Genomic DNA, 16,105 nt, shown 5'->3' with positions numbered 1-16,105 from the left:
ATGCCAGGGAAGGGAAGGGACGGCCACCCATGCCCGCAGATCTCGCCGTCATCGGACTCGGCCACCTCGGCCTCCCCCTCGCGCAGGCGGCCGTCGCCGCCGGGATCGAGACCATCGGCTACGACAGCGGCCCCGCCACGGACAGCAGCCTCACCGCGGCCGAGGTCCGCCGCATGTCGGCGGCCGGCTTCCGGGTCACCACCAACCCCGCCGACCTCGGCCGGGTCCGCACCGCCGTCGTCTGCGCCCCCACCCAGCTCGGCGCCGACCGGGCGCTGGACCTCTCCGCCGTCGGCGAGGCGGGCCGCGCGCTCGCCGCCAGGCTGCGCCCGCACACCACGGTGATCCTCGAATCCGCCGTCCACCCGGGCGTCACCGAGGACTACCTGCGCCCCATCCTGGAGAGCGGCTCCGGACTGCGCGCCGGGCGCGACTTCCACCTGGCCTACTCCCCCGCCCGCCACGACCCCGGCAACCGCACCCACGGCATCGCCAACACCCCCAAGGTCATCGGCGGCCTCACCCCCGCCTGCACCGAATCCGCGCACGCCTTCTACGCCCGCCTCACCGAGAAGGTGGTGCGCGCCCGCGGCCTGCGCGAGGCCGAGACGGTCCAGCTCCTGGAGACCAACTACCGGCACGTGAACATCGCCCTCATGAACGAGATGGCGGTCCTCTGCCACGACCTCGGCGTCGACCTCTGGGACGTCGTCCGGTGCGCCGAGACGAAGCCGTACGGGTTCCAGGCCTTCCGTCCGGGCCCGGGCGTCGGCGGACACGGCGTCCCCCTCGACCCCAACTACCTCCCGCACACCACCCGCACCCCCGGGCACCCGCTGCGCATGGTCGGCCTGGCGCAGGAGATCAACAACCGGATGCCGCAATACGTCATCCAGCGTTCGGCCACCCTGCTGAACGAGCACGGCAAATCCGCCCGCGGCGCCCGCGTCCTGCTGCTCGGCGTCACCTACAAGCAGGACCTCGCCGACCAGGAGGGCTCCCCGGCCCGCGAGATCGCCAGCCGCCTCCTCGACCTCGGGGCCCTGGTCAGCTACCACGACCCGTACGTCGCGGGCTGGCGGGTGCGCGACCGGCCGGTGCCGCGCGCCGATTCGCTCTACGAGGCCGCCGCGAACGCCGACCTGACGATCCTGCTCCAGCACCACCGCACGTACGACCTCCAGGGGCTCGCGGTGAAGGCCCAGCTGCTCCTCGACACCCGGGGCGCCAGCCCGGCCGGCGCGGCCCACCGCCTCTGACCCCGGGCGGCACCCGGGCGGGGGGGTCCGCGCTCCCGCCCGGGTCACACCCCGGTTCCGGCGCCCGAAAATCCCCCCGCCGGATGTCGGCGCCCCCTGCTAGCCTGCGGCGTCACTTATCTCGTACTTACGACTGACCAACGTACGTACGTGCGTGTTTCGCGATCCCTGGGGGGGATTTCCGATGAGCCAGCACTTCCAGCCGCCCGCGCCCTCGTCCTACACCGAGGCCACGGCTCCCGCGCCCGCCTACAGCAGCCCGGGCATCGGCATCCTCGCCTCCGTCGTCGCCGCGGTCGTGGCGGCCGGCGTCTACGGCGGGATCATCGGCGGCACCCACCACCAGATCGGCTACGCGGCCGTGGGCGTCGGCGCCCTGGTCGGCTTCGCCGCCGGCAAGGCCGGCGGCCGCAGCCCCGCCCTGCCGGCCATCGCCGCACTGCTCGCGCTGGCCGCCGTCCTCGCAGGCCAGATGTTCGGCATCGTCCTGATCTACGCCGACGAGCTCCAGGTCAGCGCCATGGACATCGTCGGCCAGGGCACCTCCCCGCTCATGGAGGCCTGGAAGGCCGAAGCGAACCCGCTGACGTTCCTCTTCCTGGCCATCAGCGCGTACGCCGCGTTCCAGATCTCCCGCAAGGCCGCCGCCTAGACCGTCCGGACGCCGTCGCCGCGGGCCGCTCCGGCGGCCCGCCGCTCGTCCGCGCCGGCCAGCCAGAAGTACAGCGGCGGCAGACCGAGCTCCAGCGCCGCCAGCGGGATCTGGAACCAGTGCGGCCATCCGTGGACCGCCACGGACAGCACCCGCCCCACGCCACCGAGCAGGAAGACCGCCGACAGCCACCGGACGGCACGCGCCGGGATCGGTGTACGCCGGGCGGTCTCGATCCAGGCCAGCCCGAACCCGACGAAGACCGCGTTGTAGAAGCGCTCCCGGCTGTCCACGGTCGCCGTCGCCGGCCCCGCACCCTCGGCGCCGGGCACCGAGACGACGCCCAGCACCAGGTGGTAGAGCCCGATCGCCACGCAGGCCACGCCCATGGCCCAGGCGAGCCCCTTCAGAAGTCCGTGCCTGCTCACGACCCCACCCCCGCTTAGTAGACACACGTCGACTAAGCGGGGAGCGTAGGAGCGTAGTAGACACGCGTCAAGTAACTTGGACGGATGACCACGCGCCGCCGCCTCTCCCCGGACGACCGCCGCGCCCAGCTGCGCGCCGTCGGAGCCGCCCTCTTCGCCGCGAAGCCGTACGAGGACGTCCTCATGGAGGAGGTCGCCGAGCGGGCCGGGGTCTCCCGCGCCCTGCTCTACCGCTACTTCCCCGGCAAGCGCGAGCTGTTCGCCGCCGTCTACCGGGAGGCCTCGGACCGCCTCCTGTCCTCGACCGCGCTCGACCCGGACGTCCCCGCCTCGGCCTGGCTCCGGGCCGGACTCGACACGCACATCGACTACTTCGCCGCGAACCGCAACACCGTCCTCGCCGCCAACCGCACGCTCGCCGGCGACCCGGTGGTGCAGGCGATCATCGACGACGAACTCTCCGGCCTGCGCGCCCACCTGCTGACCGTCACCGCCCCCGCCGAGGAGCAGTACGCCACGGTCGCGGCCGTGGTGACGAGCTGGCTGGTCTTCGTCCGCACGCTGTGCGTGGACTGGCTCCTCGACGGCGCCTACTCCCGCACCGCGCTGGCCGACATCTGCGTCGGCGCCCTCACCGGCGCCCTCGCGACCGTCCCCGGACTGCGTCCGCTGCCGCCCGCCGCGGCCTGCGCCCCCGCACCGGGGCACTGACCGGGCGGAGAACGCCGGAGGGCCGGTACCCCCCACGGGGTACCGGCCCTCCGGCGTACGTACGGCGACCCGGGACCGGGTCAGCGGCGGTGCTGCGAGTCCGCGACCGTGACCTCGACCCGCTGGAACTCCTTGAGCTCGCTGTAGCCCGTGGTGGCCATCGAGCGGCGCAGCGCGCCGAAGATGTTCATCGAGCCGTCGGGGGTGTGCGACGGGCCGGTGAGGATCTCCTCGGTGGTGCCGACCGTACCGAGGTCGACCTTCTTGCCCCGCGGCACGTCCTCGTGGACGGCCTCCATGCCCCAGTGGTTGCCCTTGCCGGGCGCGTCGGTGGCACGGGCCAGCGGGGAGCCCATCATCACGGCGTCGGCGCCGCAGGCGACGGCCTTCGGGATGTCGCCGGACCAGCCCACGCCGCCGTCGGCGATGACATGCACGTAGCGGCCGCCGGACTCGTCCATGTAGTCGCGGCGCGCCGCGGCCACGTCCGCGACGGCGGTGGCCATCGGGACCTGGATGCCCAGCACGTTGCGGGTGGTGTGCGCGGCGCCGCCGCCGAAGCCGACCAGCACGCCCGCCGCGCCGGTGCGCATCAGGTGCAGGGCGGCCGTGTAGGTGGCGCAGCCGCCCACGATGACAGGGACGTCGAGCTCGTAGATGAACTGCTTGAGGTTCAGCGGCTCGGCGGCGCCGGAGACGTGCTCCGCCGACACGGTGGTGCCGCGGATGACGAAGATGTCCACGCCCGCGTCGACGACGGCCTTGGAGAACTCGGCCGTGCGCTGCGGGGAGAGCGCTGCGGCGGTGACGACACCGGAGTCGCGCACCTCCTTGATCCGCTGACGGATCAGGTCCGCCTGGATCGGCGCGGAGTAGATCTCCTGGAGACGGCGGGTCGCGGTCTCCTCGTCCAGCTCCGCGATCTCGTCCAGCAGCGGCTGCGGGTCCTCGTAGCGGGTCCACAGACCTTCGAGGTTCAGCACGCCGAGGCCGCCGAGCTCACCGATGCGGATCGCGGTCTGCGGGGAGACCACCGAGTCCATGGGGGCGGCCAGGAAGGGAAGCTCGAAGCGGTACGCGTCGATCTGCCAGGCGATCGAGACCTCCTTCGGGTCCCGCGTGCGCCGGCTCGGGACGATGGCGATGTCGTCGAAGGCGTACGCCCGGCGGCCGCGCTTGCCGCGCCCGATCTCGATCTCAGTCACGTGTGGTGGCCTTTCCTCTGGGTCTGCCCGTCCAGTATCCCCGACGGGCGGAGGACTGCGTTTCGGTGACCGCTGTACGGACGTACGCGCGCACGGCGAAGGGGCGGACCCGGCGCTTCCGCCGGGTCCGCCCCTCACCTCACGCGCTTCAGCCCTTGCGGCTGTAGTTCGGTGCCTCGACCGTCATCTGGATGTCGTGCGGGTGGCTCTCCTTGAGGCCCGCCGAGGTGATCCGGACGAAGCGGCCCCGGTCCTGCAGCTCGGGAACGGTGCGGCCGCCGACGTAGAACATCGACTGGCGCAGACCGCCGACGAGCTGGTGCACGACCGCGGAGAGCGGGCCGCGGTAGGGGACCTGGCCCTCGATGCCCTCGGGGATCAGCTTGTCGTCACCGCCGACGCCCTCCTGGAAGTAGCGGTCCTTGGAGAAGGACTTGCGGTCGCCGCGGGTCTGCATCGCGCCGAGCGAGCCCATGCCGCGGTACGACTTGAACTGCTTGCCGTTGATGAAGAGCAGCTCGCCCGGGGACTCCTCGCAGCCCGCGAGCAGCGAGCCGAGCATCACCGTGTCGGCGCCCGCGACCAGGGCCTTGGCGATGTCGCCGGAGTACTGCAGGCCGCCGTCGCCGATGACCGGGACGCCCGCGGCCTTGGCGGCCAGCGAGGCCTCGTAGATCGCGGTGACCTGCGGGACGCCGATGCCGGCGACGACGCGGGTGGTGCAGATGGAACCGGGGCCGACGCCGACCTTGATGCCGTCGCAGCCGGCGTCGATCAGCGCCTGGGCGCCGTCGCGGGTGGCCACGTTGCCGCCGATGACGTCCACGCCGGCGTTCGACTTGATCTTGGCGACCATGTCGCCGACCAGGCGGGAGTGGCCGTGGGCGGTGTCGACGACGATGAAGTCGGCGCCCGCCTCGATCAGCGCCTGGGCGCGCTCGTACGCGTCGCCCGCGACACCGACGGCCGCGCCGACGAGCAGCCGGCCGTCCTTGTCCTTGGCGGCGTTCGGGTACTTCTCGGCCTTGACGAAGTCCTTGACCGTGATCAGGCCCTTGAGGATGCCCGCCTCGTCGACCAGCGGAAGCTTCTCGATCTTGTGGCGGCGCAGCAGCTCCATGGCGTCCACGCCGGAGATGCCGACCTTGCCCGTGACCAGCGGCATCGGGGTCATGACCTCGCGCACCTGGCGGCTGCGGTCCGACTCGAAGGCCATGTCGCGGTTGGTGACGATCCCGAGGAGCTTGCCGGCGGGGTCGGTCACCGGGACGCCGGAGATGCGGAACTTCGCGCACAGCTCGTCGGCCTCGCGCAGCGTCGCGTCCGGGTGCACCGTGATCGGGTCGGTGACCATGCCGGACTCGGAACGCTTGACCAGGTCGACCTGATTGGCCTGGTCGGCGATGGAGAGGTTGCGGTGCAGCACGCCGACGCCGCCCTGGCGGGCCATCGCGATGGCCATGCGGGACTCGGTGACCTTGTCCATGGCGGCCGACAGCAGCGGAACGTTCACGCGGACGTTGCGCGAGATGAGGGAAGAGGTGTCGATCGCGTCAGGCGACATGTCCGACGCGCCCGGCAGCAGCAGCACGTCGTCGTAGGTCAGTCCGAGCGTGGCGAATTTGTCGGGCACTCCGTCGGCGGTCATGACACCTTCCCAAATGGTCTTGCTCAGCGCGGATGTCCATGCTAACGGGATACCGACGCGTCTCATTCCACGACCAAGGTCAAGCAGAAGTTTCGTCGTTTCCTACGATGGATCGCGCGGGGAGACCGCGCGGCCCGTCACTGTTCCGCGAGCGCCCGCAGCCGGCTCAGCGCCCGGTGCTGCGCGACCCGCACCGCGCCCGGGGACATCCCGAGCATCTGGCCGGTCTCCTCCGCGGTCAGGCCGACGGCCACCCGCAGCACCAGCAGCTCGCGCTGGTTCTCGGGCAGGTTGGCCAGCAGCTTCTTGGCCCAGGCGGCGTCACTGCTGAGCAGCGCCCGCTCCTCGGGGCCCAGCGAGTCGTCGGGCCGTTCCGGCATCTCGTCGGACGGCACGGCCGTGCTCCCCGGGTGCCGCATGGCGGCCCGCTGCAGGTCGGCGACCTTGTGCGCGGCGATGGCGAAGACGAAGGCCTCGAAGGGCCGACCGGTGTCCCGGTAGCGCGGCAGCGCCATCAGGACGGCGACGCAGACCTCCTGCGCCAGGTCCTCCACGAAGTGACGAGCGTCACCGGGGAGCCGTGAGAGCCGGGTGCGGCAGTAGCGGATGGCGAGGGGGTGCACGAAGGCGAGCAGATCGTGCGTGGCCTGCTCGTCGCCCTCCACCGCACGGCGCACGAGAGCGCTGACGGCCCCGGCACCGCCGCCCTTGGCGGCGCCGGTGGGTGCTGTGGCCGTGGGGGACCCCAGGGCCTCGTCGTCGCGCATCAATCCATGGTGCCTTGGCGCCGGAGCATTCGCGGCACCGTGGTCCGTGTTGTGCATCGAAGCGTTATGAGCGGGTGCGCCGGAACTCATCATGTGCGCCCTCCCCTCCGCTCGGCCCGAATCGTCGCCCCCGGGGCCCCGGGGACTCGACCTCTCCAAGAATGCGGCACACCACCAAGGATGCGGCATCGCGCCCGAAGCGACACGTCCCCCGGATTGTGCACCGCCAATCCCCGGCGGGTCACCGGGTACGACGCGACGTACGGCGGTGTCCGCGCGGCGCCGCCGACGGGGCGGCGGGCGCCTCCCCGCGGGGCCCGGGGCGCGTGCCGCCCCGTCCGCCGACGGCGGACGGGACCGCTCGGGACGGCCGGTCGGGGATCCCGCAGGTCAGCGGACGAGGCCCCAGCGGAAGCCGAGTGCCACGGCGTGCGCCCGGTCCGAGGCGCCGAGCTTCTTGAACAGCCTGCGGGCGTGGGTCTTGACCGTGTCCTCGGAGAGGAAGAGCTCGCGCCCGATCTCCGCGTTGGAACGGCCGTGGCTCATGCCCTCCAGCACCTGGATCTCGCGCGCGGTGAGCGTGGGCGCGGCGCCCATCTCGGCCGAGCGCAGCCGGCGCGGTGCCAGTCGCCAGGTCGGGTCGGCGAGGGCCTGGGTGACCGTGGCCCGCAGTTCGGCGCGCGAGGCGTCCTTGTGCAGGTACCCGCGGGCGCCGGCGGCGACCGCGAGGGCCACCCCGTCCAGGTCCTCGGCGACCGTCAGCATGATGATGCGGGCGCCCGGGTCGGCGGACAGGAGCCGGCGGACCGTCTCGACACCGCCCAGCCCCGGCATCCGTACATCCATCAGAATCAGGTCGGAGCGGTCGGCACCCCAGCGGCGGAGGACTTCCTCGCCGTTGGCAGCCGTCGTCACACGCTCGACGCCGGGCACGGTGGCAACCGCGCGACGGAGCGCCTCTCGGGCAAGCGGGGAGTCGTCGCAGACGAGGACGGAAGTCATGACCGCCCTCCGCAGCTGCTGATGCGCGTCACCTTGAGCCTCCAGGCTGGTACGTATCGTCACCTGTGCGATCGATGCCCTCGGACACCTGTCCGGGAACTTCTCGGTTCAACCGCACTCGCTCTCTCAACGATGGTCACTCGAAAGAGTTACGGGTCGGACGGACACCTTCGGCACTCTACGTGAGGAAGCGATCACGACGCCGGAGCCACGAGCGAGCTGTCCTCCATCTGGAGCTATGCCCTATTTGGCGGCTTTTCTTCCGTTTGGCATGTGTCTGAGGCTAGATTCCCAATGAGTCATATTTACATCTACTACGACAGTAGGTGTGGAGACATGGACCGTATCCGCCTCAGTACCGGCACCAAGAGGGACTACCCATGGCAGATTTCTCCCGCCTCCCCGGACCGAACGCCGACCTCTGGGACTGGCAGCTGCTGGCTGCCTGCCGCGGGGTCGACAGCTCCCTGTTCTTCCACCCGGAGGGCGAGCGGGGCGCGGCCAGGAGTGCGCGCGAGGCCTCCGCTAAAGAGGTCTGCATGAGATGCCCGGTGCGTTCGGAATGCGCCGCGCACGCACTGGCCGTCCGCGAGCCCTACGGGGTGTGGGGCGGCCTCACCGAGGACGAACGCGAGGAGCTGATGGGCCGCGCGCGGCACCGCCTGATCCCCGCGTCGAGCACGATCGGCCCCATCGCCCCCCACTGACCCCCGAGCGGCGGCAGCGACCCCCGAAGGAACGTTTCGCCTGACCTCCCGCCCTCCCCGGCGCCGCGCCGGACGGGGCGGGGGTCAGCGCGCGGCGGCCCGCACCAGTTCGCCCAGGGTCGCCGCCACCGCGGGTACGCGCGCCAGGTCGGGCAGCGTCAGCGCCACGACCTCCCGCTCCACCGCCGGCTCCACGGCCAGGGTGCTCACGCCCTTGGCCCGTACGGACTCCACCGCCAGCTCCGGCAGCACCGCGACCCCGAGCCCCGCCCCGACCAGCCCGACCACGGCGGGGTAGTCGTCGGTGGCGAAGTCGATGCGCGGGGTGAAGCCCGCGCCCTCGCACACCTCCACCAGATGGCGGCGGCAGCGCGGGCAGCCCGCGATCCAGGGCTCCTCGGCCAGTTCGGCCATGCCCACCCGCTCGGCGCCGGCCAGCCGGTGCCCGTCGGGAACCAGCCCGACGAGCCGGTCGGTGAGCAGCGGCGTGACCACCAGGTCCTCCCACTCGGCCGCCGCCCCCGCCGCCCCGCCCCCGTAGCGGAAGGCCAGGGCCAGGTCGCAGTCGCCCTCGCGCAGCATCTCCACCGACCGCGGCGGCTCCGCCTCGACCAGCGAGATGCGGGTGCCGGGGTGCGCGGCGCGCATCGCCGCGAGCGCGGTCGGCACCAGGGTGGAGCTCCCGCTCGGGAAGGAGACGAGCCGGACCCGCCCGGCGCGCAGCCCGGCAATGGCCGCGACCTCCTCCTCGGCCGCGGTCAGCCCGGCCAGGATCCCGGCCGCGTGGCGCACCAGGGCCTCGCCGGCCTGGGTCAGCCGCATCTCGCGGCCCGTGCGGATCAGCAGCGGGGTACCGGCCGACTGTTCGAGGGCCTTCATCTGCTGGGAGACGGCGGGCTGGGTGCAGCCGAGCTCACGGGCGGCGGCGGAGAAGGACCCGGTCCCGGCGACAGCGCGCAGGACCCGGAGATGGCGTGCCTCAATCACGGTTCGATCATAAGCCCGACTTTGACCGCGACGCCAATGCCCTCCCTGACCCTTTGAGCTCGGGGCCCCTTCCGGTGACACCGCGGAGCCGGAAGATCACGAGTGCGTACGCACCCGCCCGCGCAGGCGCTCAGGCCGGGCGGGGCGGCTAGGTTGCGCACATGACGACTGCGTTGATTACGGGATCCACGGCGGGCATCGGCGCCGCCTTCGCCCGCCGCCTGGCCACCCAGGGGCACAACCTCGTGCTGGTGGCCCGCGACACCAAGCGGCTGGCCGAGCAGGCCACCGAGCTGCACGACCGGCACGGCATCGAGGCGGAGGTGCTGACCGCCGACCTCTCCACGGAGCGGGGCATCGCGGCGGTCGAGACCCGCCTCGGGGACCGTACGCACCCCGTGGACCTGCTGGTCAACAACGCGGGCTTCGGCAACAAGGGCCGCTACCTCGACGTCTCGATGGCCGACGAGCTGGCCATGATCAAGGTGCACGTCGAGGCGGTGCTGCGGCTGACCTCGGCGGCGACCGGGTCGATGCGCTCGCGCGGGCGCGGCGGAGTGGTGAACGTGGCCTCGGTGGCGGCCTTCGTGCCGCGCGGCACCTACGGCGCGAGCAAGGCGTGGGTCGTGCAGTTCACCCAGGGGGCGGCACGGGACCTCGCGGGTTCCGGAGTGCGGCTGATGGCCCTGTGCCCCGGATTCGTGCGGACCGAGTTCCACCAGCGGGCGGGCATGGGGACGGACAACATCCCGGGCTGGCTGTGGCTCGACGCCGACAAGCTGGTGGCGGCGGCCCTGGCGGACCTGGCCCGCGGCAAGACCGTGTCGATCCCCGACCCGCGGTACAAGGCGCTGATGGGAGTGGTGAAGCTGACGCCGCGCGGGATCCTCGGCGGCGTGTCCTCCCGCACCGGGCGCAAGTACGGCCCCCAGTAACCGGTGTGACCCACAGGTAAGCCTGGCAAGTGGGTGAAATCTCCCTAAACTGGACGTGTCCCATCCACCACAGGAGGCGACGCGATGACATTCGTACAGGTGATCGATTACGAGACGAAGCGGTTCGACGAGATGAACGCGCTCATCGACCGCTATGCGGAACAGACCAGCGGCAGGCGCACGGTCACCCACACCATGATCGGCCGGGACCGCGACGCGCAGACGCACTACGTGGACCTCGTCGAATTCCCGTCCTACGAGGAGGCCATGAGGAACTCTCACCTCCCGGAGACCGACCGGATGTTCCAGGAGATGGTGGCCCTCTGCGAGGGAATGCCGAAGTTCATGAACCTCGACGTCGTCCGGGACGAGTACCTCAACAAGCTGGTCGCGAACCGGGTCTTCGACGAGATCGCCGTGAAGGGCAACTTCGACGTCATCGAGGAGTGCATCGCGGCCGACTACATCACGCACGACATGATGGACACGGAGGGCCGCGGCAACGGCCGGGACGGGATGCGGCAGACCATCGGCATGTGGCGGGACGCGTTCGACTTCACGTTCGACAAGACGCGCCAGCTCGCCGAAGGGGACTGCGTCACCACGCTGTGGAACTGGAAGGGCACCCACAAGGGCGAGTTCATGGGGGTCGCGCCGACCGGCAAGGAAGTCAGCATGTCGGGATGTATGACCTGCCGGATCGAGAACGGGCAGGTCGCGGAGGACTGGTGGTACTACGACGCCCCCGGTCTGATGCGGCAGCTGGGCATGATGCCCGGCTGACCGGATGCCCGGACGGCGCGGGAGGCGCCGACGGCAAGGAACGCAAGAGGCCCTGGTCACCCCCGCTGGGCAGCGGTGACCAGGGCCTTCTCACGCGTCAGGCGGCGTCAGCCTCAGTGGCTGTGGCCGTGACCGTGGCCGTGACCGGCGTCGGCCTCTTCCTCGGCCGGCTTCTCGACGACCAGGGTCTCGGTCGTGAGCAGCAGGGAGGCGATGGAAGCGGCGTTCTCCAGCGCGGAGCGGGTGACCTTGACCGGGTCGATGACGCCGGCCTTGACCAGGTCGCCGTACTCGCCGGTGGCGGCGTTGAAGCCCTGGCCCTTTTCGAGCTCGGCGACCTTGGAGGTGATGACGTAACCCTCCAGGCCGGCGTTCTCGGCGATCCAGCGCAGCGGCTCGACGGCGGCGCGGCGCACGACGGAGACGCCGGTGCCCTCGTCGCCGGTCAGGCCGAGGTTCCCGTCGAGGACCTTGACGGCGTGGACGAGCGCGGAGCCACCGCCGGAGACGATGCCCTCCTCGACCGCGGCGCGGGTCGCCGAGATGGCGTCCTCAAGGCGGTGCTTCTTCTCCTTGAGCTCCACCTCGGTGGCGGCGCCGACCTTGATGACGCAGACGCCGCCGGCGAGCTTCGCCAGGCGCTCCTGCAGCTTCTCGCGGTCCCAGTCGGAGTCCGTGGACTCGATCTCGGCCTTGATCTGGTTGACGCGGCCCGCGACGTCAGCGGCGTTGCCGCCACCGTCGACGATGGTCGTGTCGTCCTTGGAGATGGTCACGCGGCGCGCGGAGCCGAGGACGTCCAGACCGGCCTGGTCGAGCTTGAGGCCGACCTCCTCGGCGATGACGGTGGCACCGGTGAGGGTGGCCATGTCCTGCAGCATCGCCTTGCGGCGGTCGCCGAAGCCGGGGGCCTTGACCGCGACCGCGTTGAAGGTGCCGCGGATCTTGTTGACGACGAGGGTGGAGAGCGCCTCGCCCTCGACGTCCTCGGCGATGATCAGCAGCGGGCGGGAGCCGCCGGCCTGGATGACCTTCTCCAGCAGCGGCAGGAGGTCCTGGATCGAGGAGATCTTGCCCTGGTTGATCAGGATGTACGGGTCGTCGAGGACGGCCTCCATACGCTCCTGGTCGGTCACCATGTACGGGGAGAGGTAGCCCTTGTCGAAGGCCATGCCCTCGGTGAACTCCAGCTCCAGGCCGAAGGCGTTGGACTCCTCGACGGTGATGACACCGTCCTTGCCGACCTTGTCCATCGCCTCGGCGATGAGCTCGCCGACCTGCTGGTCCTGCGCGGAGAGCGCGGCCACGGCGGCGATGTCGGACTTGTCCTCGATCGGGCGGGCGGTCGCGAGGAGGTCCTCGGACACGGCCTTGACCGCGGCGTCGATGCCCTTCTTCAGGGCGGCCGGGGAGGCGCCGGCGGCGACGTTGCGCAGACCCTCGCGGACCAGCGCCTGGGCCAGCACGGTGGCGGTGGTGGTGCCGTCACCCGCGATGTCGTTGGTCTTGGTCGCCACCTCCTTCACGAGCTGGGCGCCCAGGTTCTCGTACGGGTCGTCCAGCTCGACCTCGCGGGCGATGGTGACACCGTCGTTGGTGATGGTGGGAGCGCCGAACTTCTTGTCGATGACGACGTTGCGGCCCTTGGGGCCGATCGTCACCTTGACCGTGTCGGCAAGCTTGTTGACACCGCGCTCGAGGGCGCGACGGGCGTCCTCGTCAAACTTAAGAATCTTCGGCATGGGAGCGGTCAGCCCTCTCGTTGCGATCCCCGGCCGCTCACCGCGACCGCCTGTCTAGAACGAACTACGCCCCTCGCCGCCCGGCATCAGCAGGGGTGACCAGGGGCGTAGCTCAAGGCAAAACTGGAGAAGCGAATTACTTCTCGACGATCGCGAGCACGTCGCGGGCCGAGAGGACGAGGTACTCCTCGCCGTTGTACTTCACTTCGGTGCCGCCGTACTTGGAGTACAGGACGACGTCGCCGACGGTGACGTCCAGCGGGAGACGCTGGCCGTCCTCGAAGCGGCCCGGGCCCACGGCAAGGACGACGCCCTCCTGGGGCTTCTCCTTCGCGGTGTCCGGGATGACCAGGCCAGAGGCCGTGGTCTGCTCGGCGTCGAGCGGCTGGACCACGATGCGGTCCTCAAGCGGCTTGATGGCAACCTTGGAGCTGGTGGTCGTCACGATCCGACCTCCCCCTTCGGAGATCCGGGGTTAACTGTCTGAGGTGGCGACCAGGTCGATCCGTCGTCGCGGGTGCCGGATCTGCCTGTCGCTGTGTTGGCACTCACCGGGGGCGAGTGCCAGACGCGAGACTATTCCGGCGATTAGCACTCGGTCAAGCGGAGTGCCAATCCAGCTCCCGCGGCGTCGTCATCCGGCCGCCCCTTGGCCGAGAATCCGAAGGCACGTGCGAGGTACCCGTGGGTACGCGTAGGTATCCGTACTCAGGCGGCGGCACCGGCCCGCGGACGAGACTGCCCCCCATGACGAGACCGACACACGGCGAACGCGCACGCACCGGATCCGACTGGGTCGCGGACATCGCGACCGCCCTGCTGCTGACCCTGCTGGAGGCCGCGGCCGTCGCCGTCGGCCTCTACGTGGCGGTCGTCGCCGCCTGGGACGCCCAGGGCACCGGGGGCGACGACCGGACGGTCCTGGTCCTGCTGCTGGGCGGACTCGTCCTGGCGGCCGTGACCGCCGGGGTCGTCTCCGGCCGCGCCTTCCGCCGCCGCGCGCCCGTCACCGGATGCGTCCAGGCACTGGTGTGCGCGGCCCTGCTCGTGGGCACCGCGGCCGTGGCCCACCAGTCCCGCGACCAGCTCCGGTCCGATCCGCCCGCGCCGGCGTCCCCGTACCGGGGCACGTACGGCCAGTGCTTCAGCGGCGGCGACGACCACGAGTGTCCGGGCGGTTGAGACGGCCGGTGTGTGAGAGTGGAAGCCGTGCGCATCCTCGTGGTCGAAGACGAAGAGAACCTGGCCGAATCCCTCCGCCAGGGCCTGTCCGCCGACGGCCACCGCGTGGACGTCGCCCACGACGGCCACCGCGGCCTGGAACTGGCCCTCACCGGCGGCCCGTACGACGCCGTGCTCCTGGACCTGATGCTCCCCGGTCTCGGCGGCGCCGAGATCTGCGCCCGGATGCGCGCCCACGGCGTCCCCACCCCCGTCCTGATGCTGACCGCCAAGGACGGCGAGCACGACGAGGCCGAGGGCCTCGACGCGGGCGCCGACGACTACCTCACCAAACCCTTCTCCTTCGTCGTGCTCGGCGCCCGGCTGCGCGCCCTCGCCCGCCGCGCCGCCGCCCCCGAACCCGCCGTGCTGCGCGCCGGCGACCTGGTCCTCGACCCGCAGGACCGCCGCTGCCGCCGCGGCACGCACGACATCGAACTCACCGCGCGCGAGCTCGGCGTCCTCGCCTGCCTGATGGAGCGCCCCGGCCGGGCCGTCGCCAAACAGGACATCCTCGACGAGGTCTGGGACGCCCCCCACGACATCGACCCGAACATCGTCGAGGTCTACGTCTCCTCCCTGCGCAAGAAGATCGACGCCCCCTTCGGCCGCCGCTCCATCCTCACCGTGCACGGCACCGGCTACCGGATGGCCCCCGACGGTGGTTAGCAGCGTCCGCGCGCGGGCCGCCCTGGCGGCCGCCCTCGCGATGGCCGCCGTCCTGGCCGGCGGCGGACTGTGGCTGTACACCCTCATGCGCGCCAACCTCCTCGACAACACCACCGGCCGCACCGAACTCGCCGCGCGCAAGGTCGCCGCCCAGCTCGACACCCGCACCCTGCCGCCCGGCGGGCGGCTGCCCGCGCCGGAGAGCGGCGTGGACCTGGTCCTCGTACGGGACGCGGCCGGGCGGACGGTCTCCACCAGCGGGGGCCCGCAGGACGTCCCCGGCCTCGCCGCCCTGCGCCCCGCACCGGGCCAGGACTCCCGCTCCGTCGTGCTCGGCCCCGCGCGCCCCGGCGCGGAACGGCGGGTGGCCGTCGTCGTCACCGCCCCCGGCACGGGCGGCGATCCGCACCCCCCTTACACCGTCTACGCGATGACGGTGCTCAGCGACGTCGACGACGCCACCCGCGCCATCGCCCTCGGACTGCTCGCCGGCGCGCCCCCGCTGATCGCCTTCGCGGCGGCCCTGGCGTGGTGGGTCACCGGGCAGGCGCTGCGGCCCGTCACCGCCATCCGTACGGAACTCGCCGCCGTCACCGCCAGCGAGCTCGACCGGCGCGTCCCCGACCCCGGCGGCGCCGACGAGATCGCCCGGCTGGCCCGGACCGTCAACGACACCCTCGACCGGCTGGAACGCTCCGACGCCCGCCAGCGCCAGTTCACCGCCGATGCCTCGCACGAGCTGCGCAACCCCCTGGCCGCCGTCCGCGCCCGGCTGGAAGTCGCCCTGGCCCGGCCGCGTCCCGACCGGGAGTCGGTGTCCGCCGCGCTGGCCGACACCGAACGGCTCCAGCGGATCGCCGCCGACCTGCTGCTGCTGGCCCGCCTCGACGGCGGACCCGCGCCGCGCTCCGAGCCCGTCGACCTCGCGCTGCTCGCCGCCGAGGACGCGGCCCGGCGGCCCGCGCCCCGGGTACCGCTGCGGCTGGCCGCGCCCGCGCCCGTACCGGCGTACGGGGATCCGGCGCGGCTGGAGCGGGCCCTGGCCAACCTGGTGGACAACGCCCTTCGGTACGCCCGCTCCGGGGTCCTGGTCCGGGCCGTCGCCGAGGACGACGGCTGGGCGGTGCTGGAGGTCACCGACGACGGTCCGGGCATCCCGGAGGCGGACCGGGACCGGGTCTTCGAGCGGTTCGTACGCCTCGACGCGGACCGGGGGCGGGCCGGCGGCGGGACCGGGCTGGGCCTGGCCATCGCCCGGGAGATCGCGCGGGCCCACGGGGGCGACGTACGCGCGCTGGCGGCCCGGGAGGGCGCCGCGGGCGCCCGGCTGGAGCTGCGGGTCCCGTCGGGGCCGCGGGGCGGCTGAAGGGGGCGAGGGGCGGCCGAAGG

The 16,105-nt window shown here is 72.0% G+C and carries 17 protein-coding genes; 9 read left to right on the top strand and 8 right to left on the bottom strand.

What is annotated here, in order from left to right:
* Positions 1–29: 29 nt before the first annotated feature.
* Positions 30–1,259 carry a nucleotide sugar dehydrogenase gene (locus ACZ5D2_RS21720; protein WP_371677087.1) on the top strand — a complete coding sequence of 410 codons (1,230 nt, stop codon included), beginning with the start codon at positions 30–32 and terminating at the stop codon, positions 1,257–1,259.
* A gap of 184 nt (positions 1,260–1,443) precedes the next feature.
* The gene (locus tag ACZ5D2_RS21715) at positions 1,444–1,911 is read left to right on the top strand and encodes a hypothetical protein (protein WP_371677088.1); all 468 of its coding nucleotides are present in this window, start codon (positions 1,444–1,446) and stop codon (positions 1,909–1,911) included.
* Here ACZ5D2_RS21715 and ACZ5D2_RS21710 read toward each other — a convergent pair.
* Entirely contained in the window at positions 1,908–2,339 is a 432-nt protein-coding gene (locus tag ACZ5D2_RS21710) for a DUF4345 domain-containing protein (protein WP_371677089.1), read from the bottom strand. The genes ACZ5D2_RS21715 and ACZ5D2_RS21710 overlap by 4 nt on opposite strands.
* A gap of 84 nt (positions 2,340–2,423) precedes the next feature.
* On the opposite strand from ACZ5D2_RS21710, the gene ACZ5D2_RS21705 reads away from it, so the two are divergent.
* On the top strand, positions 2,424–3,050 hold the full coding sequence (locus ACZ5D2_RS21705) for a TetR/AcrR family transcriptional regulator (protein WP_371677090.1): 627 nt from the start codon (positions 2,424–2,426) through the stop codon (positions 3,048–3,050).
* Between the two features lie 80 nt (positions 3,051–3,130).
* Here ACZ5D2_RS21705 and ACZ5D2_RS21700 read toward each other — a convergent pair whose 3' ends face one another.
* The 4 genes from ACZ5D2_RS21700 to ACZ5D2_RS21685 all read right to left on the bottom strand — a co-directional run bounded on the left by ACZ5D2_RS21700 (position 3,131) and on the right by ACZ5D2_RS21685 (position 7,672).
* Positions 3,131–4,255 (bottom strand): GuaB3 family IMP dehydrogenase-related protein, encoded by a 1,125-nt coding sequence (locus tag ACZ5D2_RS21700; protein WP_285535322.1) that lies wholly within the window; start codon positions 4,253–4,255, stop codon positions 3,131–3,133.
* A 148-nt stretch (positions 4,256–4,403) separates the two neighbouring features.
* Positions 4,404–5,903 (bottom strand): IMP dehydrogenase, encoded by a 1,500-nt coding sequence (gene guaB / locus ACZ5D2_RS21695; protein ID WP_371677091.1) that lies wholly within the window; start codon positions 5,901–5,903, stop codon positions 4,404–4,406.
* A 137-nt stretch (positions 5,904–6,040) separates the two neighbouring features.
* Entirely contained in the window at positions 6,041–6,670 is a 630-nt protein-coding gene (locus tag ACZ5D2_RS21690; RefSeq protein ID WP_356215140.1) for a sigma-70 family RNA polymerase sigma factor, read from the bottom strand.
* 390 nt (positions 6,671–7,060) lie between these two features.
* On the bottom strand, positions 7,061–7,672 hold the full coding sequence (locus ACZ5D2_RS21685) for a response regulator transcription factor (RefSeq protein ID WP_003948568.1): 612 nt from the start codon (positions 7,670–7,672) through the stop codon (positions 7,061–7,063).
* A gap of 380 nt (positions 7,673–8,052) precedes the next feature.
* Here ACZ5D2_RS21685 and ACZ5D2_RS21680 point away from each other — a divergent pair, with 380 nt between their 5' ends.
* Positions 8,053–8,379, top strand: a complete 327-nt coding sequence (locus ACZ5D2_RS21680) for a WhiB family transcriptional regulator (protein ID WP_030230767.1) — start codon at positions 8,053–8,055, stop codon at positions 8,377–8,379.
* An 84-nt stretch (positions 8,380–8,463) separates the two neighbouring features.
* Here the strand turns inward: ACZ5D2_RS21680 and ACZ5D2_RS21675 are convergent, their stop codons facing one another.
* The gene (locus ACZ5D2_RS21675; RefSeq protein WP_371677092.1) at positions 8,464–9,366 is read right to left on the bottom strand and encodes a LysR family transcriptional regulator; all 903 of its coding nucleotides are present in this window, start codon (positions 9,364–9,366) and stop codon (positions 8,464–8,466) included.
* 161 nt (positions 9,367–9,527) lie between these two features.
* Here ACZ5D2_RS21675 and ACZ5D2_RS21670 point away from each other — a divergent pair, with 161 nt between their 5' ends.
* A complete protein-coding gene (locus tag ACZ5D2_RS21670) occupies positions 9,528–10,301 on the top strand; it encodes an SDR family NAD(P)-dependent oxidoreductase (RefSeq protein WP_371677093.1) in 774 nt (257 codons plus the stop codon).
* Between the two features lie 84 nt (positions 10,302–10,385).
* Positions 10,386–11,084 carry an ester cyclase gene (locus tag ACZ5D2_RS21665; protein ID WP_371677094.1) on the top strand — a complete coding sequence of 233 codons (699 nt, stop codon included), beginning with the start codon at positions 10,386–10,388 and terminating at the stop codon, positions 11,082–11,084.
* 113 nt (positions 11,085–11,197) lie between these two features.
* Here the strand turns inward: ACZ5D2_RS21665 and groL are convergent, their stop codons facing one another.
* Complete coding sequence (gene groL, locus ACZ5D2_RS21660; RefSeq protein WP_371677095.1) at positions 11,198–12,826, bottom strand: chaperonin GroEL; 1,629 nt, start codon at positions 12,824–12,826, stop codon at positions 11,198–11,200.
* 136 nt (positions 12,827–12,962) lie between these two features.
* A complete protein-coding gene (gene groES / locus ACZ5D2_RS21655) occupies positions 12,963–13,271 on the bottom strand; it encodes a co-chaperone GroES (protein WP_008739621.1) in 309 nt (102 codons plus the stop codon).
* Between the two features lie 302 nt (positions 13,272–13,573).
* Between groES and ACZ5D2_RS21650 the strand changes: the two genes are divergently transcribed.
* Genes ACZ5D2_RS21650 through ACZ5D2_RS21640 form a run of 3 tightly spaced genes read left to right on the top strand, consistent with a single transcriptional unit; the run spans position 13,574 to position 16,082 of the window.
* Positions 13,574–14,008: a DUF6234 family protein gene (locus ACZ5D2_RS21650; RefSeq protein ID WP_371677096.1), complete on the top strand. Its 435-nt coding sequence runs from the start codon at positions 13,574–13,576 to the stop codon at positions 14,006–14,008.
* 27 nt (positions 14,009–14,035) lie between these two features.
* Entirely contained in the window at positions 14,036–14,716 is a 681-nt protein-coding gene (locus tag ACZ5D2_RS21645) for a response regulator transcription factor (protein WP_468931176.1), read from the top strand.
* Positions 14,709–16,082, top strand: a complete 1,374-nt coding sequence (locus ACZ5D2_RS21640) for a sensor histidine kinase (RefSeq protein WP_468931173.1) — start codon at positions 14,709–14,711, stop codon at positions 16,080–16,082. Before ACZ5D2_RS21645 ends, ACZ5D2_RS21640 begins: the two co-directional genes overlap by 8 nt.
* The last annotated feature ends 23 nt before the right edge of the window (positions 16,083–16,105 follow it).

The organism is Streptomyces sp. NPDC031479 (assembly GCF_055581065.1).
Note: the sequence above shows the minus strand (reverse complement) of the source record. Positions and strands in the feature narration are given on the sequence as shown.

Coding starts and splice junctions, on each gene's coding strand:
- ACZ5D2_RS21665 (WP_371677094.1), top strand. CDS start 10,386: ATGACATTCGTACAGGTGATCGATTACGAGACGAAGCGGTTCGACGAG.
- ACZ5D2_RS21685 (WP_003948568.1), bottom strand. CDS start 7,672: ATGACTTCCGTCCTCGTCTGCGACGACTCCCCGCTTGCCCGAGAGGCG.
- groL (WP_371677095.1), bottom strand. CDS start 12,826: ATGCCGAAGATTCTTAAGTTTGACGAGGACGCCCGTCGCGCCCTCGAG.
- guaB (WP_371677091.1), bottom strand. CDS start 5,903: ATGACCGCCGACGGAGTGCCCGACAAATTCGCCACGCTCGGACTGACC.
- ACZ5D2_RS21650 (WP_371677096.1), top strand. CDS start 13,574: ATGACGAGACCGACACACGGCGAACGCGCACGCACCGGATCCGACTGG.
- ACZ5D2_RS21690 (WP_356215140.1), bottom strand. CDS start 6,670: ATGCGCGACGACGAGGCCCTGGGGTCCCCCACGGCCACAGCACCCACC.
- ACZ5D2_RS21705 (WP_371677090.1), top strand. CDS start 2,424: ATGACCACGCGCCGCCGCCTCTCCCCGGACGACCGCCGCGCCCAGCTG.
- ACZ5D2_RS21715 (WP_371677088.1), top strand. CDS start 1,444: ATGAGCCAGCACTTCCAGCCGCCCGCGCCCTCGTCCTACACCGAGGCC.
- ACZ5D2_RS21680 (WP_030230767.1), top strand. CDS start 8,053: ATGGCAGATTTCTCCCGCCTCCCCGGACCGAACGCCGACCTCTGGGAC.
- ACZ5D2_RS21720 (WP_371677087.1), top strand. CDS start 30: ATGCCCGCAGATCTCGCCGTCATCGGACTCGGCCACCTCGGCCTCCCC.
- ACZ5D2_RS21670 (WP_371677093.1), top strand. CDS start 9,528: ATGACGACTGCGTTGATTACGGGATCCACGGCGGGCATCGGCGCCGCC.